General features: G+C 46.4%; 22 protein-coding genes. 19 read left to right on the top strand and 3 right to left on the bottom strand.

The annotated features are described in order from the left end of the window. Positions 1-448: 448 nt before the first annotated feature. From J3U76_RS01345 to J3U76_RS01290, 12 genes are all read left to right on the top strand, one after another. Positions 449-2,167, top strand: a complete 1,719-nt coding sequence (locus tag J3U76_RS01345) for an acetolactate synthase 3 large subunit (protein ID WP_208003867.1) — start codon at positions 449-451, stop codon at positions 2,165-2,167. Further along, on the top strand, positions 2,167-2,661 hold the full coding sequence (gene ilvN, locus J3U76_RS01340; RefSeq protein WP_208003866.1) for an acetolactate synthase small subunit: 495 nt from the start codon (positions 2,167-2,169) through the stop codon (positions 2,659-2,661). The genes J3U76_RS01345 and ilvN overlap by 1 nt, the downstream gene beginning before the upstream one ends. 194 nt (positions 2,662-2,855) lie before the next feature. Next, positions 2,856-3,239 (top strand): RidA family protein, encoded by a 384-nt coding sequence (locus tag J3U76_RS01335; protein WP_208003865.1) that lies wholly within the window; start codon positions 2,856-2,858, stop codon positions 3,237-3,239. Positions 3,240-3,269: 30 nt separating this feature from the next. Further along, the gene (gene tusD / locus J3U76_RS01330; protein WP_208003864.1) at positions 3,270-3,671 is read left to right on the top strand and encodes a sulfurtransferase complex subunit TusD; all 402 of its coding nucleotides are present in this window, start codon (positions 3,270-3,272) and stop codon (positions 3,669-3,671) included. Between the two features lie 39 nt (positions 3,672-3,710). Then, positions 3,711-4,067 (top strand): sulfurtransferase complex subunit TusC, encoded by a 357-nt coding sequence (gene tusC, locus J3U76_RS01325; RefSeq protein WP_208003863.1) that lies wholly within the window; start codon positions 3,711-3,713, stop codon positions 4,065-4,067. 6 nt (positions 4,068-4,073) lie between these two features. Then, the gene (gene tusB, locus J3U76_RS01320; protein ID WP_208003862.1) at positions 4,074-4,367 is read left to right on the top strand and encodes a sulfurtransferase complex subunit TusB; all 294 of its coding nucleotides are present in this window, start codon (positions 4,074-4,076) and stop codon (positions 4,365-4,367) included. Between the two features lie 158 nt (positions 4,368-4,525). Then, on the top strand, positions 4,526-4,900 hold the full coding sequence (gene rpsL, locus J3U76_RS01315; protein ID WP_208003861.1) for a 30S ribosomal protein S12: 375 nt from the start codon (positions 4,526-4,528) through the stop codon (positions 4,898-4,900). Between the two features lie 84 nt (positions 4,901-4,984). Beyond that, positions 4,985-5,455 carry a 30S ribosomal protein S7 gene (rpsG, locus tag J3U76_RS01310; protein WP_208003860.1) on the top strand — a complete coding sequence of 157 codons (471 nt, stop codon included), beginning with the start codon at positions 4,985-4,987 and terminating at the stop codon, positions 5,453-5,455. Positions 5,456-5,529: 74 nt separating this feature from the next. After that, entirely contained in the window at positions 5,530-7,629 is a 2,100-nt protein-coding gene (fusA, locus tag J3U76_RS01305) for an elongation factor G (protein ID WP_208003859.1), read from the top strand. Positions 7,630-7,690: 61 nt separating this feature from the next. Then, positions 7,691-8,875, top strand: coding sequence for an elongation factor Tu (gene tuf / locus J3U76_RS01300; RefSeq protein WP_208003858.1), 1,185 nt, complete (start codon positions 7,691-7,693; stop codon positions 8,873-8,875). Between the two features lie 175 nt (positions 8,876-9,050). Continuing rightward, positions 9,051-9,500, top strand: coding sequence for a protein tyrosine phosphatase family protein (locus J3U76_RS01295; RefSeq protein ID WP_208003857.1), 450 nt, complete (start codon positions 9,051-9,053; stop codon positions 9,498-9,500). Between the two features lie 107 nt (positions 9,501-9,607). Next, positions 9,608-9,799: a bacterioferritin-associated ferredoxin gene (locus J3U76_RS01290; RefSeq protein ID WP_208003856.1), complete on the top strand. Its 192-nt coding sequence runs from the start codon at positions 9,608-9,610 to the stop codon at positions 9,797-9,799. 160 nt (positions 9,800-9,959) lie between these two features. On the opposite strand, the gene J3U76_RS01285 is transcribed toward J3U76_RS01290, so the two are convergent. Beyond that, the gene (locus J3U76_RS01285) at positions 9,960-10,532 is read right to left on the bottom strand and encodes a superinfection exclusion B family protein (RefSeq protein ID WP_208003855.1); all 573 of its coding nucleotides are present in this window, start codon (positions 10,530-10,532) and stop codon (positions 9,960-9,962) included. A gap of 404 nt (positions 10,533-10,936) precedes the next feature. Between J3U76_RS01285 and J3U76_RS01280 the strand changes: the two genes are divergently transcribed. The 7 genes from J3U76_RS01280 to J3U76_RS01250 all read left to right on the top strand — a co-directional run bounded on the left by J3U76_RS01280 (position 10,937) and on the right by J3U76_RS01250 (position 19,819). Beyond that, positions 10,937-11,368: a GlcG/HbpS family heme-binding protein gene (locus J3U76_RS01280; protein WP_208003854.1), complete on the top strand. Its 432-nt coding sequence runs from the start codon at positions 10,937-10,939 to the stop codon at positions 11,366-11,368. Positions 11,369-11,547: 179 nt separating this feature from the next. Then, complete coding sequence (locus J3U76_RS01275) at positions 11,548-12,165, top strand: TetR/AcrR family transcriptional regulator (RefSeq protein ID WP_208003853.1); 618 nt, start codon at positions 11,548-11,550, stop codon at positions 12,163-12,165. A gap of 329 nt (positions 12,166-12,494) precedes the next feature. Next, positions 12,495-13,940: a xanthine dehydrogenase small subunit gene (xdhA, locus tag J3U76_RS01270; RefSeq protein WP_208003852.1), complete on the top strand. Its 1,446-nt coding sequence runs from the start codon at positions 12,495-12,497 to the stop codon at positions 13,938-13,940. Beyond that, on the top strand, positions 13,933-16,320 hold the full coding sequence (gene xdhB, locus J3U76_RS01265) for a xanthine dehydrogenase molybdopterin binding subunit (RefSeq protein WP_208003851.1): 2,388 nt from the start codon (positions 13,933-13,935) through the stop codon (positions 16,318-16,320). The genes xdhA and xdhB overlap by 8 nt, the downstream gene beginning before the upstream one ends. Positions 16,321-16,614: 294 nt before the next feature. Then, positions 16,615-17,454, top strand: a complete 840-nt coding sequence (xdhC, locus tag J3U76_RS01260) for a xanthine dehydrogenase accessory protein XdhC (RefSeq protein ID WP_208003850.1) — start codon at positions 16,615-16,617, stop codon at positions 17,452-17,454. 98 nt (positions 17,455-17,552) lie between these two features. Beyond that, positions 17,553-18,863 carry a guanine deaminase gene (gene guaD / locus J3U76_RS01255; RefSeq protein WP_208003849.1) on the top strand — a complete coding sequence of 437 codons (1,311 nt, stop codon included), beginning with the start codon at positions 17,553-17,555 and terminating at the stop codon, positions 18,861-18,863. Positions 18,864-19,081: 218 nt separating this feature from the next. Continuing rightward, positions 19,082-19,819, top strand: a complete 738-nt coding sequence (locus J3U76_RS01250; protein WP_208003848.1) for a GntR family transcriptional regulator — start codon at positions 19,082-19,084, stop codon at positions 19,817-19,819. Positions 19,820-19,909: 90 nt separating this feature from the next. Here J3U76_RS01250 and J3U76_RS01245 read toward each other — a convergent pair whose 3' ends face one another. Further along, positions 19,910-20,416: a universal stress protein gene (locus J3U76_RS01245; protein ID WP_208003847.1), complete on the bottom strand. Its 507-nt coding sequence runs from the start codon at positions 20,414-20,416 to the stop codon at positions 19,910-19,912. 189 nt (positions 20,417-20,605) lie between these two features. After that, positions 20,606-22,372 (bottom strand): SulP family inorganic anion transporter, encoded by a 1,767-nt coding sequence (locus J3U76_RS01240; RefSeq protein WP_208003846.1) that lies wholly within the window; start codon positions 22,370-22,372, stop codon positions 20,606-20,608. Positions 22,373-22,413: the final 41 nt, after the last annotated feature.

Raw genomic sequence — 22,413 nt, 5'->3', positions numbered from 1 at the left:
TTGTAAAGGTGAGATGACTATTAGGTAGGTGTTAGCTTTTTAAAATTAAAGAATAGTGGTTTATTGTTTTGAATATCATAACGCTGGCGTGATAATTCCCTAATTCCTGTCTTAAATGTTCATTGGTCAGTCGGTTATAAAGACGGCAGTATACGCTAAGCAACTGGCCTTTTTGTGAGGCTTTAATGGATTGTTTTTGGGGCATACGCTCTTGAATTAAGAGAGTGTATGCTGCTTGAAGCTTGATGAGTTGTGCTTTTAGTGAAGCGCATAGACAAGAGATTTAAAGCAGGTTAAGGTAAAATTCTTGTCTTTTCTGCTAAATATCGCTATCTGGCAGAAGTGTTTTTTAAATAAAGTGGCTTGTCTTGAGATGTCACCCGTATATTGCGAGTGGCGCGAAAAATAAAAAGCAGATTGAATAAAAGTAAAGCCTGGAGGGCTTATCATGGAGATGTTATCAGGCGCACAAATGGTGGTTCGGGCGCTGGAAGATCAGGGAGTCGAGCATTTATTCGGTTACCCCGGCGGTTCAGTGCTTGATATCTATGACGCCTTATTTGAGAACAGTAAAATAGAGCATGTATTGGTGCGTCACGAGCAGGCCGCCGTCCACATGGCTGATGGGTATACGCGCTCCACTGGAAACGTTGGTACTGTATTGGTCACCTCAGGCCCTGGTGCGACTAACTGTATTACCGGTATCGCAACTGCCGCTATGGATTCAATCCCTATGGTGATTTTATCGGGTCAGGTGCCAACCTTTTATATTGGTGATGATGCATTTCAAGAAACCGATATGATTGGTATTTCTCGACCTATCGTAAAGCACAGCTTTTTATGTAAAAAAGCGTCTGATATTCCCATGGCGATAAAAAAAGCCTACTACATTGCCGCCAGTGGTCGCCCAGGCCCGGTTGTGGTTGACTTGCCAAAAGACGTTCAAAACCCACTAGAAAAACACCCTTATGTGTATCCTAGCTCGGTTGAGATGCGTTCTTATAATCCCTCTAGCGCAGGGCACAAAGGACAGATAAAAAAGGCCATGACTGCGTTAGCTGACGCCAAACGACCCATTATGTATGTGGGTGGCGGCGCGGTTACTTCAGAGGCCAGTGCTTTAGTGGTTGAGCTGGCCGAGAAGTTTAATCTCCCTGTGACCAACACCTTAATGGGTCTGGGTGTCATGCCGGGTACCCATAAACAGTTTGTGGGTATGTTGGGCATGCACGGCACCTATGAAGCCAATAAGTCGATGCATAATTCTGATCTGATATTAGCTATAGGTGCGCGTTTTGATGACAGGGTGACTAACAATGTGGCCAAATTCTGCCCTCACGCGACTGTGGTGCATGTCGATGTGGACCCGACGTCTATTTCTAAAAATATTCAGGCCCATATTCCCATTGTTGGTTCGGCTGATACGGTGTTAAGCCAGATGCTGGGGGTGATTCGGGAGTTAGGCTTGCAAACCGATGCTCAAGCGATGAGCGACTGGTGGGAGCAAATTGAACAATGGCGCTCGCGTGATTGCTTAAAATATGAAACCAGCGAGCAATATATTAAGCCTCAGCAGGTAATAGAGTCTGTATATCGCATTACTAAAGGTGAGGCTATGGTGAGTTCGGATGTGGGGCAGCATCAAATGTTTGCTGCTCTTTACTATCCTTTTGATAAGCCTCGCCAATGGATTAACTCCGGCGGTTTAGGCACTATGGGCTTTGGCTTGCCTGCGGCTATGGGCGCTCAAATGGCACGGCCCGATGCGATATCGATATGTGTCACCGGTGATGGCTCTATTCAGATGAATATTCAAGAGCTATCTACCTGTATGCAGTACAACATACCGGTCAAAATTATCTCCATGAATAACCACTCGCTAGGGATGGTTAAACAATGGCAGAAAATGTTCTATGAAGGTCGTGAAAGTCACTCTTACATGGACTCTCTGCCTGACTTTGTGAAGCTAGCAGAAGCCTATGGCCATGTGGGTATTCGTGTATCTGACCCTAAAGAATTAGATGCAGCATTAGAGAGATGTTTCTCAATGACAGATAAACTGGTGTTTATGGACATTGTAATTGACCCAGAAGAGCATGTTTATCCCATGCAAATTAAAACCGGTGCTATGGATGAAATGTTTTTAAGTAAAACGGAGAGAACCTAATGCGACGTATCATATCCCTGCTACTGGAAAACGAATCCGGTGCTTTGAGTCGAGTGGTTGGGTTGTTCTCTCAGCGGGCATATAACATTGAAACCCTTACTGTGGCACCCACCGAAGATCCAACCTTGTCGCGTATGACGCTGGTCACCACAGGTAATGAGCGTGAAATTGAGCAAATTACCAAACAGCTGAACAAGCTGGTGGATGTGCTTAAAGTGAGTGATTTAAGTGAAGGCAGCCATATTGAGCGCGAAATAGTGTTAGTGAAAGTGCGTGCCGATGGTGCTAATCGCGATGAAGTGAAACGCACGGCAGATATCTTTCGAGGACAAATTGTTGATGTTACGGCACATCTGTATACGGTGCAGCTAGTGGGCACCAGCGACAAATTGGATGCCTTTATTAGCAATATGACAGATGTAACCGAAGTCGTTGAAGTGGTACGCAGTGGCGTTTGTGGTGTATCACGTGGCGAAAAATCGCTCCGCCCTTAAACCCAGAGTGTTAACCAGATACCAAAAACCGCCCTAGGGCGGTTTTTTTGTTGACATCTGTCATCATCAGTTGATGATCGGAGCAATGAGTGATGCTTGTATTTGTGCAACATCACTCGACAACACTTTGCTATATATTACTGGATATGACTGGGTAAGCGATAAACTTCAGCTGATCCCATTTAGGAGCCCTAATGACTAAAACGACAATTGCGACCGAACATGCCCCTGCCGCTATTGGCCCTTACGTACAAGCCACGCGTATTGGCAATACCCTGTATACCTCAGGCCAAATTCCACTCGATCCGATTAGTATGGCGGTAGTAGAAGGCGGCATTGAGGCGCAAACCATACAAGTGATGGATAATCTGTTAGCGGTATTAAAAGCCGCTGGTGCTGATGCATCTAGCGTGCTTAAAACAACCTGTTACTTATCTGATATGAACAACTTTCTGGCCTTTAATGAAGTGTATGCCAGCTACTTTACGCTAGGGGCCCCTGCACGTTCTTGCGTAGAAGCGGCGCGCCTGCCAAAGGATGTGTTGGTTGAAGTTGAAGCCATTGCTTACGTTAAGTAATTTTATTGTTCAATAATAAAGAGGCTGGTTATGACTCAACCCGCATTGCGGTTTGCTTTATTGGTCACAGGCCCGTGTTATGGCAGCCAATCGGCGAGTGATGCCTATCGGTTTGCCTGTGCGGTAATAGAGCAGGGCCATGCCATTAGTCATGTCTTTTTTTATCAAGACGGTGTTTATAATGCCAATCAGCTGGCTCAGCCTGCTGCGGATGAACTCCACTTGCAGCAAGCTTGGGTCGAGTTTGCCAATCAGCATCATCTTACCTTGGATGTTTGTGTCGCGGCGGCCTTGCGTCGTGGCATTTGTGATCAGGCGTCGGCGGCAGATACCGAGCAAGGCCAATGGAACTTAGCACCGCCGTTTTGTATGACAGGCTTAGGGCAACTGGCACAAGCAGCCCTAACGGCAGATAGGGTGGTGCAGTTTTGAGCGCGCTATATTACGCACGAGTTGTGATGGGTGTTTATTATGAATAAGGTCGCCTTTATATTTCGAACTCCCCCCCATGGCTCGGCGTCTGGCCGAGAGGGATTAGATGCTGCCTTGGCGACCTCTGCACTTAATGAAGATATAGGTATCTTTTTTATTGGAGACGGTGTTTATCAAGTGTTAGAGGGGCAAGATACCAGTCTCATCCTTGGGCGAGATTATGCGCCAACCTTTGGTTTACTCGATCTCTATGATGTTGAACGCGTGTATGTATGCGCTCAGTCGTTAGCTGAACGAGGTTTGGCGTCTACACAAGTCAGCATAGTCGCAGAGGTGTTATCAATGGATGCTTGGCAGCAGCACTTAAACGACTACTCAGTGCGACTGAGTTTTTGAGGCATTATGCTACATACCATTAAATACTCCCCTTTTAGCCATCAAACACTCAATCTGGCGTTATCGCAGTTGCAACCAGAAGACAGCTTGCTGTTATGGCAAGATGGCGTTATTGCAGCCAGTGTGACCGGTGCATTGCCGTGGCAGGCTCCATTACAAGCACTGGCCAGTCAAGGGCGCTTGTATGTGATGCAAGAAGATTTAGCGGCCCGAGGTCTGTCTCATAAGTTGGGCGAGTTAATTAGTATGGCCGATTGGGTTACATTAGTGGCAGAATGGGGCAGCCCTCAAGCTTGGTAAGCGGCAATTTTGCTAAAAATCGAGCAATAACGATAAATGTTCGAGCAATAATTGTATAAATCTTGACTCAAGGGCGTAGCAAGCATAGAATTTTGCGTCCCCACTTTTGGGGAAGGTTTCTTCACAACTGTAGAACGATATATTTTCAGGAGCTGTTAATGACTACAATTAATCAGCTGGTTCGCAAACCACGTAAAAAAGTCGTTGCTTTAGGCAGCGTACCAGCGTTGGAAGCGTGCCCGCAAAAACGTGGCGTATGTACCCGCGTATACACCACCACTCCAAAAAAGCCGAACTCTGCACTGCGTAAAGTATGTCGTGTTCGTCTAACCAATGGTTTTGAGGTTAACTCTTACATTGGTGGTGAAGGCCACAACCTGCAAGAGCACTCTGTTGTGCTTATTCGCGGTGGTCGTGTTAAAGATTTACCAGGTGTGCGTTATCACACCGTTCGTGGCGCACTAGACACCTCAGGTGTTTCTGCACGCCGCCAGGGTCGTTCTAAGTACGGCGCTAAAAAACCTAAGGCTTAATAGTTCTCTGTTAAGTAAGGCCAAACATTTTATTCAATAACACACTGTGTTTTGGGTTATCCCTGAAGTTACGGAGAATTTGCAATGCCAAGACGTCGCGTAATCGGCCAGCGTAAAATTTTACCAGATCCTAAGTTCGGATCTGAATTGCTGGCAAAATTCGTTAACATTCTGATGATTGATGGTAAGAAATCAACCGCAGAAACTATCGTTTACTCTGCTTTAGAAGCAGCTGCAGCTAAAAGCGGCAAAGAGCACTTGGTGCTGTTTGAAGAAGCGTTAGAAAATATTCGTCCTACAGTTGAAGTTAAATCGCGCCGTGTAGGTGGTTCTACCTACCAGGTGCCAGTAGAAGTACGTCCAGTGCGTCGTAATGCTTTAGGCATGCGCTGGTTGGTAGACTCTGCGCGTAAGCGTGGTGAAAAGTCTATGGCTCAACGCCTAGCTGGTGAGCTGATAGATGCTGCCGATAACAAAGGTTCTGCGGTTAAGAAGCGTGAAGACGTGCACCGTATGGCTGAAGCAAACAAAGCGTTTGCACACTACCGCTGGTAATTTGCTGGGTGCGCAGTTTGCGCACCCCCTTAATTGCCTACTAAGGGCATTGACCTTAGCAAGAGGATTTTATTGTGGCTCGTACAACCCCAATTGAGCGCTATCGCAACATTGGTATTAGTGCTCACATTGATGCGGGTAAAACTACCACCACAGAACGGGTACTGTTTTATACCGGCGTAAACCATAAAATTGGTGAGACCCATCAGGGTTCTGCCACCATGGACTGGATGGAGCAAGAGCAAGAGCGTGGTATTACTATCACCTCTGCCGCCACCACCTGTTTTTGGGATGGAATGGAGCACCAGTACCCTCAGCACCGTATTAACATTATCGATACCCCAGGGCACGTTGACTTCACGATTGAAGTAGAGCGCTCTATGCGGATCCTCGATGGTGCTGTTATGGTTTACTGTGCTGTGGGTGGCGTTCAGCCTCAGTCTGAAACCGTATGGCGTCAGGCGAATAAATATCATGTTCCGCGTATCGCGTTTGTTAATAAAATGGACCGTACCGGCGCTGACTTCTTGCGTGTAGTTTCACAGATTAAAAGCCGCCTAAAAGGCGAGCCAGTTCCTGTGCAATTACCGATCGGCTCTGAAGAAAGCTTCAAAGGCGTAATCGACTTGGTCAAGATGAAAGCGATTGACTGGGACAGCGATAATCACGGGACGACCTTCGTTTATTACGATATTCCCGAAGAGATGCGTGAGCTAGCCGAAGAATGGCGTCAGAACATGGTAGAAGCTGCGGCTGAAGCCAACGATGAACTGATGGATAAGTACCTAGAAGGTGAAGAGCTAACCGAAGCTGAAATTAAAGCAGCTTTGCGTCAGCGCGTACTGAATAGCGAAATTATTCTGGTGACCTGTGGTACCGCCTTTAAAAATAAAGGCGTGCAAGCCATGCTAGACGTTGTTGTTGATTATCTGCCGTCTCCGGTTGAAGTGGCTGCCATTGCTGGTACAAAAGTGGATGGGGAAACCCCAGATACTCGCCCAGCCAGTGATGATGCCCCTTTCTCTGCCCTCGCATTTAAGATTGCGACGGATCCGTTTGTGGGTAGCCTAACGTTTTTCCGCGTGTACTCAGGTGTGGTAAGCACCGGGGATACAGTGATGAACTCCGTTAAGGGTAAACGGGAACGTTTTGGTCGTATCGTACAGATGCATGCCAATAAGCGCGAAGAGATAAAATCTGTTTGTGCCGGCGACATCGCCGCCGCCATCGGTTTAAAAGACGTGACCACAGGTGACACCCTGTGTGCTCCTAATACGCCTATTATATTAGAGCGTATGGAGTTTCCTGAGCCTGTTATCTCAGTGGCCGTTGAACCTAAAACCCAAGCCGACCAAGAAAAAATGGGCTTGGCATTGGGGCGGCTGGCGCAGGAAGACCCGTCTTTCCGCGTTAATACCGATGAAGAATCAGGTCAAACTATCATTGCTGGCATGGGTGAGTTGCACCTCGATATTCTGGTAGATAGAATGCAGCGCGAGTTCAACGTACAAGCTAACGTGGGTAAGCCCATGGTGGCCTATCGTGAAAGCATTAGCGGTAGTGTTGAGCAAGAAGGCAAGTTCGTTCGTCAGTCAGGTGGTCGAGGGCAGTTTGGTCATGTGTGGATCAAAATTGAGCCACAAGAGCCCGGTGCTGGTTATGAGTTTGTGAATGCTATTGTTGGTGGTGCAATACCCAAAGAGTACTGCCCATCAGTAGACAAAGGCATTCAAGAACAAATGAGACAGGGGGTATTGGCCGGTTATCCAATCGAAGATATCAAGGTCACCCTGTACGATGGTTCTTATCATGATGTTGACTCTTCTGAGATGGCCTTTAAAATCGCAGGGTCGATGGCATTTAAAGATGGGTTTATGAAATGTAACCCTGTGCTACTTGAGCCTATGATGAAGGTTGAATTAGAAACGCCAGAAGAGTATATGGGTGATGTTATCGGTGACGTTAATCGTCGTCGAGGTATCATAGATGGCATGGAAGATGGCGCATCAGGCAAAATAATTAATGCTATGATTCCCCTGTCGGAAATGTTTGGCTATGCTACAGACCTGCGCTCACAGTCGCAAGGTCGTGCTTCTTACTCTATGGAGTTTGCTAAGTACGCCGAAGTACCTGCCAGCATGGCTGAAGCGCTTATTGCTGCTCGTAAAGGTTAATAATCTTTGTTTAAACTTTCCACCGCAACGCGAGTGGGAACAAACTAGGAAGGACTAGTCCGTGTCTAAAGAAAAATTTGAACGTAATAAAACACACGTAAACGTAGGTACTATCGGCCACGTTGACCACGGTAAAACAACTCTGACTGCTGCCATTACTACCGTATTGGCTAAGAAAATGGGTGGTAGCGCTCGCGACTACGCTCAAATCGATAACGCACCAGAAGAAAAAGCACGTGGTATAACCATTGCTGCATCTCACGTTGAGTACGATACTGAAGCACGTCACTACGCACACGTAGACTGCCCAGGTCACGCCGACTATGTTAAAAACATGATCACTGGTGCGGCTCAAATGGATGGCGCAATCTTGGTTGTTGCTTCTACTGATGGTCCTATGCCACAGACTCGTGAGCACATCCTGTTAGCCCGTCAGGTTGGCGTTCCTTACATCGTTGTATTCATGAACAAATGTGACATGGTTGACGATGAAGAACTGCTTGAGCTGGTTGAAATGGAAATCCGTGAGTTGTTGTCTGAGTACGACTTCCCAGGTGATGACACGCCAGTAATCCAAGGTTCTGCACTGAAAGGCCTAGAAGGCGAAGCTCAGTGGGAAGAGAAGATCATCGAGTTGGCTGATGCCCTTGATTCTTACATCCCTGATCCAGAGCGTGCTGTTGACGGTGCTTTCTTGCTACCAATCGAAGATGTGTTCTCAATCCAAGGCCGTGGTACTGTTGTTACTGGTCGTGTTGAGCGCGGTATCATCAAAGTTGGTGAAGAACTTGAAATCGTTGGTATCAAAGACACCACCAAAACTACTTGTACTGGTGTAGAAATGTTCCGTAAGCTGCTTGACGAAGGTCGTGCAGGTGAGAACGTTGGTGTTCTGCTACGTGGTACTAAGCGTGAAGATGTTGAGCGTGGCCAGGTTCTTGCTAAGCCAGGTTCTATTACTCCACACACTACTTTTGAATCAGAAATCTATGTTCTGTCAAAAGAAGAAGGTGGTCGTCACACTCCTTTCTTTAAAGGCTACCGTCCACAGTTCTACTTCCGTACAACTGACGTGACCGGTACTATCGAACTGCCAGAAGGCGTTGAGATGGTAATGCCTGGTGACAACGTACACATGGTTGTTACTTTGATTGCTCCTATCGCGATGGAAGATGGTCTACGTTTTGCTATCCGTGAAGGTGGCCGTACTGTTGGTGCTGGTGTTGTAGCGAAAATCGTTGCTTAATTAGCGCTTAAAAGTATGCAAAAAAGGAGGCCTTTGGCCTCCTTTTTTTATACCTAAAATACGGTAAACCATGGCTATACGCTATACGTTAAAAATAAAACAAAGCTATACGTTAAAACTAATATAGCTTTACACTGTAAACGTAAGGCGTAAGGTGTTTTTATGGAGGTGTAATATGGAAATCAAATTTGTTACAGCTGATTTTTCGGTGGCAGATCAAGTGACTGGCGATGATTTAGTCGCCCTTAAAAACGCCGGTTTTGGCACTGTGATCTGTAATAGGCCCGATGCTGAAGCCCCAGAGCAACCTACAGCGGGTACACTGGCCGAACAAGCACGTAGCTTAGGGTTGAACTGGTATTGGTTGCCTATTACGCCAGGGCAGTTTACAGAGGCTAATGTGAGTGAGTTTAAACAGCTACTCAAGAGCAGCGACGAGCCCGTATTGGCATTTTGTCGAACAGGTACACGCTCCATTACCTTATGGGCGTTATCTCAGGCCGCTGAGGTGTCTAGCGAGCAACTTTTACACAAAGCCACGGCAGCAGGCTATGACTTATCAAAGTTGGCTCCTACGCTTGATGAGCGCATGATCAATAATAATGAAAGCAAGCTTGTTCGTTAAAGCAAATCTATGATCTCGCGCGCTGACGTAAAAAGCTTAAGTAATAACCCTTGCATTGATAACTAATATCATTTAGATTTACTCCATTGAATGCGGAGGGTTCTCAAATGTATGTATGTTTATGCAAGGGTATTACCGACAGTCAACTGCGTGCCGCAATAAAAGACGGTGGCAGTGAATTTAAACGTTTGAAGAAAGAGCTGGCGGTGGGAACACAGTGCGGTAAGTGCGTGCCGGTTGCTATGTCAATTCTTGCTGAAGAAACGGCCAAGAATGCGGTTTACTACGAAGTTGCTTAACCCACCCCAAGTATCCCTCTGCCAAAACGCCGCCAGCGTCATACTAGGCAAACGGTCGGCTTTGCTGTTTAAATGCTCATAGATAAATCTTGCAGCAACCGCTGTGTGAACAAATGGTACTTTCTTACGTTTCCAGCTTAGCGCTTGCTTTTTGTTGCCTTTAATGACGATCTAACTGTTTGTAGGCGTATTTAGGGCGGGTATTTAAAATCAGATCTTTTTGTTCCTCTGTCATGCTACTGGGGTTAATTCCCAGCACCTTAAATGTCAATAATGGACGTGCTTCAATACTGATCATTAATGGCTTAATGGCATTTAACCCCATTTCTCCTGGTTCACCATAGGCATAAGTTAATATACCCTGTTCTAACAAATTTTTGACGGCAGGCTCTGTCACAGGCAATTTTATGACGCTTTTACGTTGGATCACAAACTCACGTAACACCGATTTTTCATTTGCATCTAAATAGTCGAGTAGCTCTTTTAGTAACTTTTCTTGCATGGCACGTTGCTTACGAGAAAAGACATACTGAAATAACATAATGGCGGCATGAGAAAAAAAGTAAGCGCCAGAAGCGACCATGCCCAGTATAAACAGCAGACGATAGTTATGTAGCCATTGGCCAAATGAGCCGGTAAACAAACTCTGCGGCAATAAGCTCATTATGGTGCAGCTCAGCAGTAACCAACACATAAACCGGTTAAAGCGTGAAACCTGTCGAAAATCCAGCATATTTATCTCCAGAAGCAGAAAGGGCTAGCTTGTCTTCCTGCTTAACGATGCAGTGCATAAGCCTGTTATTGATAAGACGTGACTGACGGTTATTCAGTATGACTTATGCTCACGTTATGGCTATGCTAAGGTTAATATTCACGGTTTATAGCAAACTAAAGCAAAAATCATACCAGATATTTACTCCTTGGGTGAGCCAGCCGATATTGGATGCCTGTAATCAGTGAGTTTTTGTTATTTAACAGCCTAAAATGTGCTTTTGATCACAGACAATAGACGAGTAAATACATTACCTTAACGTAAGATGCGAACGAAAGATCTTAACATTGTGTCTGTTTTATGCTTTATTAGTGCTCAATTCTCTTCTATTGTTACTGTTGTTACCATCGACAGGGAGTCCATAAATGAGCACCATTAGACTTGAACAAGCGTTAACCATCACGCGTGGCGCCTTTGAGCACGCATCAGAGGTTTCCGCCGCCCCCCTTACCGTTGCTGTATTAGACAATGCGGGTCATCTTATCTCCCTTCAGCGCCAAGATGGCGCCACCTTATTACGACCCGATATTGCTAAAGGTAAAGCATGGGGTGCTGTAGCATTAGGGCGCAGCTCTCGAGGCTTAGCTGAGGTTGCAGAGACGCGTCCGGCCTTTATGTCTGCGGTTAATGTGATGTCCGATGGCGATATTATTCCCGCTCCCGGTGGCGTATTAATTCGTGATGCCGACAACAACATACTGGGTGCTGTAGGCATTAGTGGCGATCTTCCCGATGTAGATGAAGCCTGTGCTATTGCCGGTGTTAAGCTTGCCGACTTGGTGGCAGATTACAGCTAACTAACACTCGGTCAGATTAACAGCCTTAATATTATCAAGCACCAGCATTAAGCCTGTTATTGATACTAGCGTTCACTTCAGTGAACGCTTTTTTATGTATTTTTGCTCACAGTCTTGGTTAAATTGGGGTAGGGTTAACCAAGAAACGCCTCATATAATGGTTTGGAGCTTACATTACTATGTCTCGGATCCGAGCAAAAAACGAAGAAATTATTATACGCGCGGCAAGTCAGGTGTTTGCTGAACATGGCTATGCCGCGACTAAAACAGCGACCATTGCCCAGCTTGCAGACTTACCCAAACCGAATATTTACTATTACTTTGGCAGTAAAGAAAAGCTCTACCGAGCTGTACTTGAAAGTATCACCGAGCCTTTGCTGGCCGCATCTGAGCCTTTTATTCAGCATCAAGACCCCGTATTAGCGCTAACCGCTTATATTAAATCTAAGCTAATGATCTCAAAAAATTACCCTTATGCATCTAAAGTATTTGCAAATGAGATCATGCATGGCGCCCCGCATTTACCTCCCGATATTATTGAGCGCCTTAGCGAACAAACTCGCACTTTAAGTGCCAAGCTTAACGATTGGATAGCACAAAACTTGCTGCATGCTGTCGATGCACACCATTTACTGTTTGCTATTTGGGCGTCTACGCAAACCTATGCTGATTTTAATTGGCAAATTACCATGACCTTGGGTAAAGAAGAGCTAGACGATCACGACTTTGAGTTGGCAGCACAGCAGATCACTCAGCTGGTATTGAGTGGTTGCAACGTTCAGGCTCTGTCTTATTAACAGCACTGTATAGTCTAATCGTGAAGTCTTAAACAACACCAAGCCTACAAGCTTGGTGTTTTTTTATCGTTTTTTATAGGTGATTAGCGGTGATTTCTTGCTATAGAAGGCAGATAGCGCAACTTGGCGAGCTTATACAATCCCTATGGCTGACGACTTCAGTCATGATTTCGGCAGCAAATTAGGATGATGTTAAACTTATGTTTCAATAAAAGTTGTAAAAAGTAAAATTAATTATTGACTAATTGGTCAACTTTTATTTTAATTACACATGAAGATATTATTTGTTGTTTAGCCATATGTGCAGGGTTCTGCTAAAGGAGGTGAGCTTGATTAAGTTCCTACTTAACCAAGAAATGCGAGAGGAAACTGACCTGTCGCCCAATATGACGGTGCTTAATTATTTACGCGAACACCTGGGTAAAAATGGCACTAAAGAAGGCTGTGGTTCGGGCGATTGTGGTGCCTGTACCGTAGTGCTTGGTGAGCGTGAAGGGGATCATATCCGTTATCGCACCGTTAACTCTTGCCTTACTTTTGTCTCGACATTGCACGGCAAACAGTTACTAACAGTGGAAGATCTCAAATCAACCGATGGCAGCTTGCACCCAGTTCAACAAGCCATGGTCGACTTTCATGGCTCGCAATGTGGCTTTTGTACTCCCGGCTTTATTATGTCTATGTTTGCCCTAAGCAAAAATAAGCCCACGGCACAAAAGCACGATATTTTTGAAGCGCTAGCCGGCAACCTTTGTCGCTGTACCGGTTATCGCCCCATTGTGGATGCAGCTAAAGCCATTGCCGAGCAGCCGCAATTAGTGGATCAGTTCTCACGCTACGAAACCGAGATATTAGCCAAGCTGGATCAGATTGAAACCGATGCTTTAGTTACCCTTAACGGAAACGGTAATGTGTGTTTTTCACCGGTATCCAGCGATGAGCTCGCCGGCTTATTAGTGGAGCACCCCGATGCACAGCTGCTGGCTGGCGGTACCGATTTAGCACTGCAAGTGACGCAGTTTTATCGTGAACTACCCAAGATGATTTATGTGGGTAATGTGGCAGATATGAAGCAGCTAACAGAAGATGAGCAGCAGCTCGAAATAGGCGCGGCCCGTAGCTTAAACGATAGCTATGACGCCCTTAGCCGAGTATTTCCTGATATGGGCGAGTTGTTAGAGCGCTTTGCTTCGTTGCAAATACGTAACCAAGGTACCCTAGGGGGCAACATAGGTAATGCCTCGCCCATTGGCGATGCACCGCCGGTGCTTATGGCATTAAATGCTCGCTTAGTGCTGCGCAAAGGTGATATGCGCCGTGAACTTCCCATAGAAGACTACTTTTTGGATTACAAAAAGACCGCGCAACAAAGCAGTGAGTTTATTGAGAAAATTATCGTGCCCAAGCCCACTGCCAACCAGTGTTTTAAGGTTTATAAGCTTTCTAAACGTTTAGACGATGATATTTCTGCAGTGTGTGGTGCCTTTAATCTCACCATTACCAATGATGTGATCACTGAAGCACGCATTGCTTTTGGTGGTATGGCGGGGGTGCCTAAGCGGGCCAATGCTTGTGAACAAGCGCTACTTAATCAACCTTGGACGAAAGTGACAGTAAAAGTTGCTATGGATGCCTTAAGTGGTGATTTTGAGCCTCTTACCGACTTTAGGGCGAGCAAGGAATATCGCAGCAAAACGGCCACTAATTTGCTCTATAAATTCTTTCTTGAGCAACAAAGTCTGCAACTCGAAACAAGGGTGACGTCTTATGTCTAATACAGCAAAACAGACACTGACCATCGATGAAATGATGGCCTTGGTAAAACAGAATCTGCAAACTGGCGTGGGCAAAAAAGTCCCACACGACAGTGCTGCCATGCAGGTATCAGGCGAAGCGCAATATATAGACGACAGATTGGAGTTTCCTAACCAACTGCACCTGTATGCTAGACAGTCAGAGCGTGCTCATGCTCGCATTACCAAGCTAGATGTCAGCCCTTGTTACGACTTTGAGGGTGTGACGCTGGCCATTACCGCAAAAGATGTGCCTGGGCAGTTAGATATTGGTCCTATTTTGGCCGGTGATCCGCTCTTAGCCGATGGTAAAGTGGAATACGTTGGCCAAGTGGTGTTGGCGGTGGCGGCTAAAGATTTAGTGACGGCCCGCAAGGCCGCCATGGCCGCTATCATTGAATACGAAGACCTGCCCGCTATTTTATCGGTAGAAGAAGCACTAGAAAAAAAGCACTTTGTGACAGAAAGCCACACCCAACAAAGAGGTGACTCTGCCGCAGGCTTGGCGAGCGCTAAGCACGTTATTGAGGGCAGCTTACATATTGGTGGCCAAGAGCACTTCTACTTAGAAACCCAAGTCAGCTCTGTGGTGCCCACCGAAGATGGCGGCATGATGGTGTTTACCTCAAGCCAGCACCCGACAGAAATTCAAAAGTTGGTGGCCAGTGTATTAGGGGTCCCTATGCATAAGGTGGTTACCGATATGCGACGCATGGGGGGCGGTTTTGGCGGTAAAGAAACCCAAGCTGCAGCCCCAGCCTGTTTAGCGGCAGTGGTGGCGCGCCTAACCGGTCGACCAACCAAAATGCGTTTACCCCGTGTAGAAGACATGATGATGACAGGTAAGCGTCATCCGTTTTATAACCAATACAAAATTGGTTTTGACGACACAGGTCGCATTCAAGCCTCAGAGATTATAGTGGCAGGTAACTGTGGTTACTCACCGGATCTCTCGTCGTCCATTGTCGACCGCGCCATGTTTCACTCAGATAACGCCTATTACTTAGGTGACGCCACAGTAGTGGGTCACAGATGTAAAACCCATACCGCTTCTAATACGGCGTATCGTGGTTTTGGTGGCCCCCAGGGCATGATGACCATAGAGCATGTGATCGACGAAATTGCCTCTCATTTGGGTAAAGATCCACTAGAGATCCGAAAAGTTAACTTTTATGGCATAGATGAGCGCAACGTCACTCACTATCATCAGCCGGTAGAGCACAATATTATTCATGAGATGGTTGAGGAACTAGAAGAGTCCAGTGAATACGCTCGCCGTCGCGATGAGATAAAAGCCTATAACGCGCAAAGCCCTATTTTGAAAAAAGGGATTGCCATGACCCCAGTGAAGTTTGGTATTTCGTTTACCGCCAGCTTCTTAAATCAGGGCGGCGCTTTAGTGCACGTGTATACCGATGGCAGTATTCACCTTAACCACGGTGGTACTGAAATGGGGCAGGGGCTGAATATTAAAGTGGCACAAATTGTGGCGGAAGAGTTTCAGGTAGACATTGACCGTATTCAGATCACGGCCACCAATACCGATAAAGTGCCAAATACTTCCCCTACAGCGGCCTCGAGCGGTACCGATATTAACGGTAAAGCGGCACAAAATGCGGCGATAACCATTAAAAATCGCTTAATTGAGTGGGCGGCCGGTCATTTTCAGGTAACGCCAGAAGAAGTGGTGTTTAAAAATAACTTTGTGACGATCCGCGATCAGATCATGTCATTCCCTGAATTTATTGAGCTGGCCTATTTCAATCAGATTTCGCTTTCAAGCACGGGTTTTTACCGTACTCCTAAGATCTTCTACGATCATGCGACCGGCTCAGGCTCGCCTTTTTACTACTTTGCGTATGGGGCTGCCTGCTCAGAGGTATTGATTGATACCTTAACTGGCGAGTACAAAATTTTGCGTGCCGATATCTTGCATGATGTGGGGGACTCGCTTAATCCCGCCATTGATATTGGCCAAGTAGAAGGGGCTTTTGTGCAAGGGGTGGGTTGGTTAACCACCGAAGAATTGGTGTGGAATGATAAAGGTCGCTTAATGACCACAGGGCCTGCGGGTTACAAAATTCCTGCCGTGGCTGATATGCCGATTGATTTTCGTACTAAATTAGTCGAAAACCGCAAAAACCCAGAAGACACTGTGTTTCATTCTAAAGCCGTGGGTGAGCCGCCCTTTATGTTGGGTATTTCGGTGTGGTGTGCCCTTAAAGATGCCATTGCCAGTGTGTCTGATTATCAAACATATCCACATATTGACTCTCCTGCTACCCCAGAACGAGTGCTATGGGCGGTAGAGCAAATGCACGAGTGGGTAGAAAAGAATGAAGCCACCGCAGGAGATGTGTGAGGGGAGGCGAGTATCAATTGAGGTAGCGGCAGAAGTCGAACCAAGGGCTTACTCCTCCGACTCGTCGTGGGATATGACACTCATTGTTTGAGTCAGCTGCGAACATTCACTGGATATTTGGTCAGACTCAAACAATTTGTCACGGCGAGACAAGCTCGCCCCCTGGGGGCTCAACCGCGCCATCCCTGGCGCAGGTGGTCGGTTGAGTAATTCCCTTGGTCCTCCCTTAAGCACTGAGTTGCTTAAAGGTATACCAATCGGCGGCTGAGATATTAGGAAGAGGTAATAAAGGTTATGTTTAAAGATAACTGGATTCAAATATTGGCCGAATTAGAACGCAAGGGTGAACCTTGCGTTATGGTGACAGTGGTTGAGCATAAAGGCTCTACACCGCGCGATAGCGGCACCAAAATGCTGGTTACCGAGCAAGGCTGCTACGCCACTATTGGTGGCGGTCACCTTGAGTATAAAGCCCTTAAGCTGGCGCGCGCGATGCTGTTGAGTGGTGAGTCACAGATGAAAGTGGAGCGCTTTAATTTAGGGGCGAGTCTTGGCCAGTGCTGCGGCGGCATGGCGAGTATTATGCTAGAGCCTGTGGTGCGTGCCCGTCATCATCTGGTGTTGTTTGGCGCCGGTCATGTGGCGAAAGCCTTGGTGCATATTCTGGCTACGTTACCTTTTCGTATTACCTGGATTGACGAGCGTGAAGCTGAGTTTCCTGCTGAGCAAATCAGTGGGGTGACTCAGCTGGTCAGTGATGACCCTGTTGGTGAGATTAATAGTCAACCGCCGGGCAGTTTTTATTTGGTGATGACCCATAACCACCAATTAGACCTTGAGCTGTGTGCGCAAATATTAAAACGCAATGATGCCCGTTATTTTGGCGTTATTGGCTCACAAACCAAACGCAAACGTTTCGACTATAAGCTAAAAGAGCGGGGCGTGAGTGATCTGGAACTAACAAAAATGATCTGTCCGATTGGTTTAAGTGAAGTGAGCGGCAAGCATCCTGCCGAAATTGCCGTCTCGGTGGCGGGCGAGTTAATCCGCGAATACCAGCAAGTAGCCACGGAAAAAAGTGAGTATTGCGCAGTAACTAAACGCAATATCTCGCCTATTGCAAGCTCGGCATAAGTAACCTAGCGCTCAGTGTTAGGTGATATTAATTATTTTCCGTGGATGTCGTGACTCCGTGGCAAAAGCTGTATGACTGAATTTTTGGAGACGTGTTTATGACACAAGTGACCGCTTACCGCGCCGCTATTATTAACTGCTTGGCTGATCCTAACCAAGTCGGGCTAGACGGCAGCTACGACTATTATGAAGATGGTGTTTTGGTGGTCACCGATGGCCACATTAGCGATATCGGCTCTGCCAAAGAGGTATTAGCGCGACTTCCTGTGCAGACCCAGGTGGTGGAGTTTAAAGATAAGCTGCTTAGCGCCGGCTTTGTTGATACGCATATTCATTATCCACAAACGGAAATGATCGCCTCTTACGGTGAACAGCTCCTTGATTGGTTAAATAACTATACGTTTCCTGAAGAAGGTAAGTTCTCCGACCCTGAGCATGCCAAGCGCGTTGCCCGTTTTTTCTTAGACGAACTACTGCGTAACGGCACCACCACTGCCTTGGTGTTTGGCACTGTGCATAAAGCCTCCGTTGATGCGTTTTTTACCGAGTCTGAGCAGCGCAATATGCGTATGATCGCCGGCAAGGTGATGATGGATCGCAATGCACCTGACTATTTATTAGATACACCAGAAACAGGTTATGCCGACAGTAAAGCGCTGATTGAGCGCTGGCATAACAAAGGCCGCCAGTTGTATGCCGTCACCCCAAGATTTGCCCCTACTAGCAGTGAGGCGCAGCTCACTATGGCCGGTCAGTTATTAGCCGAATATCCCGATGTCTATTTACAGACACACTTATCGGAAAATAAACAAGAAATAGAGTGGGTAAAGTCTTTATTTCCTGAACGAGCCGGTTACTTAGATGTTTACGATCACTTTGGTTTACTAGGTGAGCGTTCGGTATTTGCACACTCAGTACATTTGGATCAAGCAGAAAGTGAGCGCATGGGTGAGACCGATTCTATCATTTCGTTTTGCCCCACCTCTAACTTATTCTTAGGCTCAGGCTTACTCGATTTACCTGAGGTAGAAGGCCATGGCATTCGTGTGGGATTAGGTACAGATGTCGGTGGGGGCACGAGTTTCTCTATGCTGCATACTATTTCTGAGGCCTATAAAATACAGCAATTACAAGAGCATAAACTACACCCCATTAAAGCGTTATATTTAGCAACCTTAGGTGGTGCAGCATCATTAAGTTTAGACGATAAAATTGGTAATTTAAGCGTAGGCAAAGAAGCCGACTTTTTAGTATTAGACTTACATGCGACGCCATTAATGGATGCCCGCATCGCCAATAGCCAGCATTTATTTGAACAGTTATTTGTATTAATGATGCTCGGAGATGATAGAGCGATTGCCGAAACTTATATTGCAGGTCATCGTCAATATCAACGAGAACGGGGTTAAATGAATCTCAATAAACCCGTGTTACAAACAACGCCCAATGAGGGCGTTTTTTGTGTTCAGTCACAGTCTTGACAATTTTGGCTACCGAATTGTGCAAAACACAGTAAGATTGTATACGTAATTACAAAAATTTAACTTACAAGCAAACATTACGAAGCATAAGCACACAATAATATGTTAGCGGTTTGTCATGTTAGCCCTAATTGGAAACCTTAATTATGAGTTCACTCAGCCAGCTGGAGCCTAGACCCGTCAAGTCGAGCTCAAATACTCAAGATGATGTTGTTTATGAACACATTTTTGATGCCATTTTAGAACAACGCCTCGCTCCTGGTACCAAGCTTAGTGAAGAAGCCCTAGGCGAGATATTTGGCGTAAGCCGCACCATTATTCGTCGTGCTTTATTACGCTTATCTCATGAGCAGGTGGTGAGTATTCGACCTAATCGTGGGGCAGTCGTGGCGGCGCCCAGTGTGGAAGAAGCGCGACAAATATTTGCTGCTCGGCGTGTGGTTGAGCTTGCTGTTATTGAACTGGCGGTTAAAAATGTAACTCCTGCGAGTTTAGAGCGCATTCGTACTTTAGTGCAGCAAGAGCAAGATGCTTTTGACCGTGGTGATCGTGGTAGCGGCATTCGCTTATCAGGAGAGTTTCACCTAGAGCTGGCGCACATGGCTAACAATACGCCGCTGCTTAACTTTCAGCGCAGTGTGGTATCTCAAACCTCATTGATTATTGCTCAGTATGAAGTCGGGCATCAAGCAGATTGTTCTTTTAACGAACACGAGGCCTTGCTGTCAGCGATAGAGTCGGGCGATCCGGTTCGTGCTGTGGCTATGATGGCGCAACACCTGGATCATATCGAAGGTAAGTTAAACCTCGATAATGAAACGGCGTCCACCGATTTACATGCGGTATTCTCAGGGGTGAGGAAAAGAAAGTCTCGCCCAGCTTAAGTAGTGAATTCTCGTATAGTTAGCTAATATGTAGGTGGTGATTGCCGTGCTTGATGTTAGTTGGCCGCTCACCACCTGATATTCTATTAGTTAATCTTCTGCGGTTGGGTCTTCTGGTCTTGGCACAATTAAGACCGGAATACGGGAATCACGTAACACACTTTTAGCCACACTGCCTAACAATGTTTCTATCCACCCCTTCTCGTGTGCTCCCATAACAATTAAGTCACACTCAAGGGCGTTAGCACGCTCTAAAATCGTCTGATTAGCATTCCCCTCTACCACTTCATACCCCACAATATGCTCGCGTAAGCGCTGCTCTTCGGGCGTACAGGTTTGCCAGAAATTAGTTAATTGTTGGTCTAAATGCTGATAGGCATGATCGAGCCGCTTTTGTAAAAACTCCTCGCTGCCACTTTGATTAAGAATATATGACTGCAAAGTGAGGCGCTCGTCACTGGTGAGCTGCTCTACTACTTTTAAAATATGTACCTGAGCGCCAGTGGTTTTGGCTAAATACACAGCATACTGAAAGGCATAAGCTGCGTTTTTAGATAAATCAGTACAATAAAGAATGTTATTCACGTTCGGCAACATAGAAATATCCCTTATATAAAGAGTGTGATGGCTTCCAGCCAGCCCGAGGGCAAGTGTGAACGGATGGCTAACGTATGATTATACGCCTTACGTTATACGCTTTACCTTAAAAAACAATAAAATAGTCAGCCCCAGTATGTTGGCTGTTAACGTATAGCGGTCGGCGTATAGCGTACCGCTGTCTCTTCGTTAATCCTTATTACTGTTTGGTGGCGCTATATGACACTCTTGAAATATTCTCGCGGTACAGGTGTGGCAAATATTGGGATCTAATTGATCATAAATACCATGTATTGCTTTGCCCTTATTAGCAAAAATATGATCTTCTCCCAAACGCTCAATCAGGTTATTGCGTTTAAGGGTGCGCATCACTCCCTCTTTTACATTACATAAATACAGGTCACCCCCCTGAGCGCGCCGGCGCAGTGACTCTTGTAATAGCATTTGTGCGCCAACTATATCAACAAAGTTCATGCCGTTACCCACAATCAGCAGCCTAGGTTCGCTAATATTTTGTAGGTACTCTTGAACGTGGTTGACTGCACCAAAAAATAGCGATCCTTCAATACGAATAATGCGCAGCTGTGGGCAATAAGGCAGTCGTTTATTTTCTGCACTCACAAATTGCGGATGCTTAGCGCTGGGGTCGGGCAGAATACTTACAATACGTGGGTGTGAGGTACGTTTTAAATAAAACACCAGTGATAAAATAACCCCCGCGTAAATCGCAAATTCTAATGCCACCAGCAGGGTAGCGGCAAAGGTGACCAACAAGACTGTGGTTTCTGATTTAGCGGCGCGCATAATCAATTTAATATGATAAAAGTCGATCAAGTTCCATGCGACCACTAAGAGTAATCCGGCCATGGCAGGAATAGGGAGCCAAGCGGTTATATCAGAAAATAATAATAAAATGACCAGCAAAAAGCAGGAGGCGAAAATGGCTGCCATGGGCGTGCGGGCGCCTGAGGTAAAGTTAACCCCAGTACGGGTAAACGAGCCCGAAGAGGCATAGCAAGAAAAGAAAGCCCCCACTACATTCGATAGCCCTTGGCCAATAAACTCCTGATTATCGTCTAGGCGCTGATGCGAGCGACTAGCAATGGCGCGAGAAATAGATGAGGCTTCTACCAAGCCTAATAAGCTAATGGCCAAGGCTCCAGATGAGAGGGCACTCATATTATTAAAGCTAAGGTCTGGCATGCTAAAAGGCGGTAAACTGGCAGGTATTGCTCCCACCATAGCAATATGCTGTTGGGTAGGATCTAAGATAAACGCTAAGCCGCTGGCCAGTGCTAAGGCGATCAGCATATTTGGCCAGCGGGGACGAAGCTTTTTCATGATCACGCAGCTGATTAAGGTGGTGAGGCCCACTGCTAAGCTATAAGGGTCGGCACTGGATAAATGACTCAGTACTTGCCAGCTATTATCAGTAAAGGTGCCTGTGGTCTCCAGTGACAACCCCAATAAGTTTTGCAGCTGGCTGACCACAATTACCACAGCCGCCCCCGCAGTAAAGCCAATCACCACAGAATGCGACACAAAGTTTACTAATACTCCAAGCCTTGCTGAGGCCAGCACGAGCTGAAAGACCCCCTTCATTAAAGTAAGGGTAAGGGCGAGTGCAATAAATTCGCTGCTGCCTGGTGTGGCCAATGGGCTTACCGAGGTAAATACTACCACCGACATGGCGGCGGTAGGGCCAGAAATTAAATGCCAAGATGAGCCAAATAATGCGGCAATAATGGCCGGGATAATGGCGGCATACAGCCCATATTCTGGAGGCAGGCCGGCAATAAGGGCATAAGCAACCCCTTGTGGCAGTACAATAATGGCATTAGTGAGGCCGGCTTGGGCATCGGCGCGTAAGCTGGCGCCATTGATAAGCGGAGTCCATTGTAAAAATGGCAATATCTTGGGCCAGATGTTAGGTTTTCCCTGCGCTCGATTTGGCATAATGCCTGCACTCCCTTGCCGCTAATAATATCTGCTGATCT

Origin of the sequence: Oceanisphaera pacifica (assembly GCF_017498065.1) — a bacterium.
GTDB classification, from domain to species: domain Bacteria; phylum Pseudomonadota; class Gammaproteobacteria; order Enterobacterales; family Aeromonadaceae; genus Oceanimonas; species Oceanimonas pacifica.
This window is presented reverse-complemented; position numbering and strand designations above follow the sequence as displayed.

Excerpts from the sequence above, each read along its gene's own strand:
- J3U76_RS01285 (WP_208003855.1), bottom strand. The coding sequence starts at position 10,532 with ATGCTGGATTTTCGACAGGTTTCACGCTTTAACCGGTTTATGTGTTGG.
- tusD (WP_208003864.1), top strand. The coding sequence starts at position 3,270 with ATGACTCAACCCGCATTGCGGTTTGCTTTATTGGTCACAGGCCCGTGT.
- J3U76_RS01335 (WP_208003865.1), top strand. The coding sequence starts at position 2,856 with ATGACTAAAACGACAATTGCGACCGAACATGCCCCTGCCGCTATTGGC.
- J3U76_RS01240 (WP_208003846.1), bottom strand. The coding sequence starts at position 22,372 with ATGCCAAATCGAGCGCAGGGAAAACCTAACATCTGGCCCAAGATATTG.
- guaD (WP_208003849.1), top strand. The coding sequence starts at position 17,553 with ATGACACAAGTGACCGCTTACCGCGCCGCTATTATTAACTGCTTGGCT.
- J3U76_RS01245 (WP_208003847.1), bottom strand. The coding sequence starts at position 20,416 with ATGTTGCCGAACGTGAATAACATTCTTTATTGTACTGATTTATCTAAA.
- J3U76_RS01290 (WP_208003856.1), top strand. The coding sequence starts at position 9,608 with ATGTATGTATGTTTATGCAAGGGTATTACCGACAGTCAACTGCGTGCC.
- tusB (WP_208003862.1), top strand. The coding sequence starts at position 4,074 with ATGCTACATACCATTAAATACTCCCCTTTTAGCCATCAAACACTCAAT.
- xdhB (WP_208003851.1), top strand. The coding sequence starts at position 13,933 with ATGTCTAATACAGCAAAACAGACACTGACCATCGATGAAATGATGGCC.
- J3U76_RS01345 (WP_208003867.1), top strand. The coding sequence starts at position 449 with ATGGAGATGTTATCAGGCGCACAAATGGTGGTTCGGGCGCTGGAAGAT.
- rpsL (WP_208003861.1), top strand. The coding sequence starts at position 4,526 with ATGACTACAATTAATCAGCTGGTTCGCAAACCACGTAAAAAAGTCGTT.
- rpsG (WP_208003860.1), top strand. The coding sequence starts at position 4,985 with ATGCCAAGACGTCGCGTAATCGGCCAGCGTAAAATTTTACCAGATCCT.
- xdhC (WP_208003850.1), top strand. The coding sequence starts at position 16,615 with ATGTTTAAAGATAACTGGATTCAAATATTGGCCGAATTAGAACGCAAG.
- tusC (WP_208003863.1), top strand. The coding sequence starts at position 3,711 with ATGAATAAGGTCGCCTTTATATTTCGAACTCCCCCCCATGGCTCGGCG.
- J3U76_RS01250 (WP_208003848.1), top strand. The coding sequence starts at position 19,082 with ATGAGTTCACTCAGCCAGCTGGAGCCTAGACCCGTCAAGTCGAGCTCA.
- ilvN (WP_208003866.1), top strand. The coding sequence starts at position 2,167 with ATGCGACGTATCATATCCCTGCTACTGGAAAACGAATCCGGTGCTTTG.
- J3U76_RS01280 (WP_208003854.1), top strand. The coding sequence starts at position 10,937 with ATGAGCACCATTAGACTTGAACAAGCGTTAACCATCACGCGTGGCGCC.
- J3U76_RS01295 (WP_208003857.1), top strand. The coding sequence starts at position 9,051 with ATGGAAATCAAATTTGTTACAGCTGATTTTTCGGTGGCAGATCAAGTG.
- J3U76_RS01275 (WP_208003853.1), top strand. The coding sequence starts at position 11,548 with ATGTCTCGGATCCGAGCAAAAAACGAAGAAATTATTATACGCGCGGCA.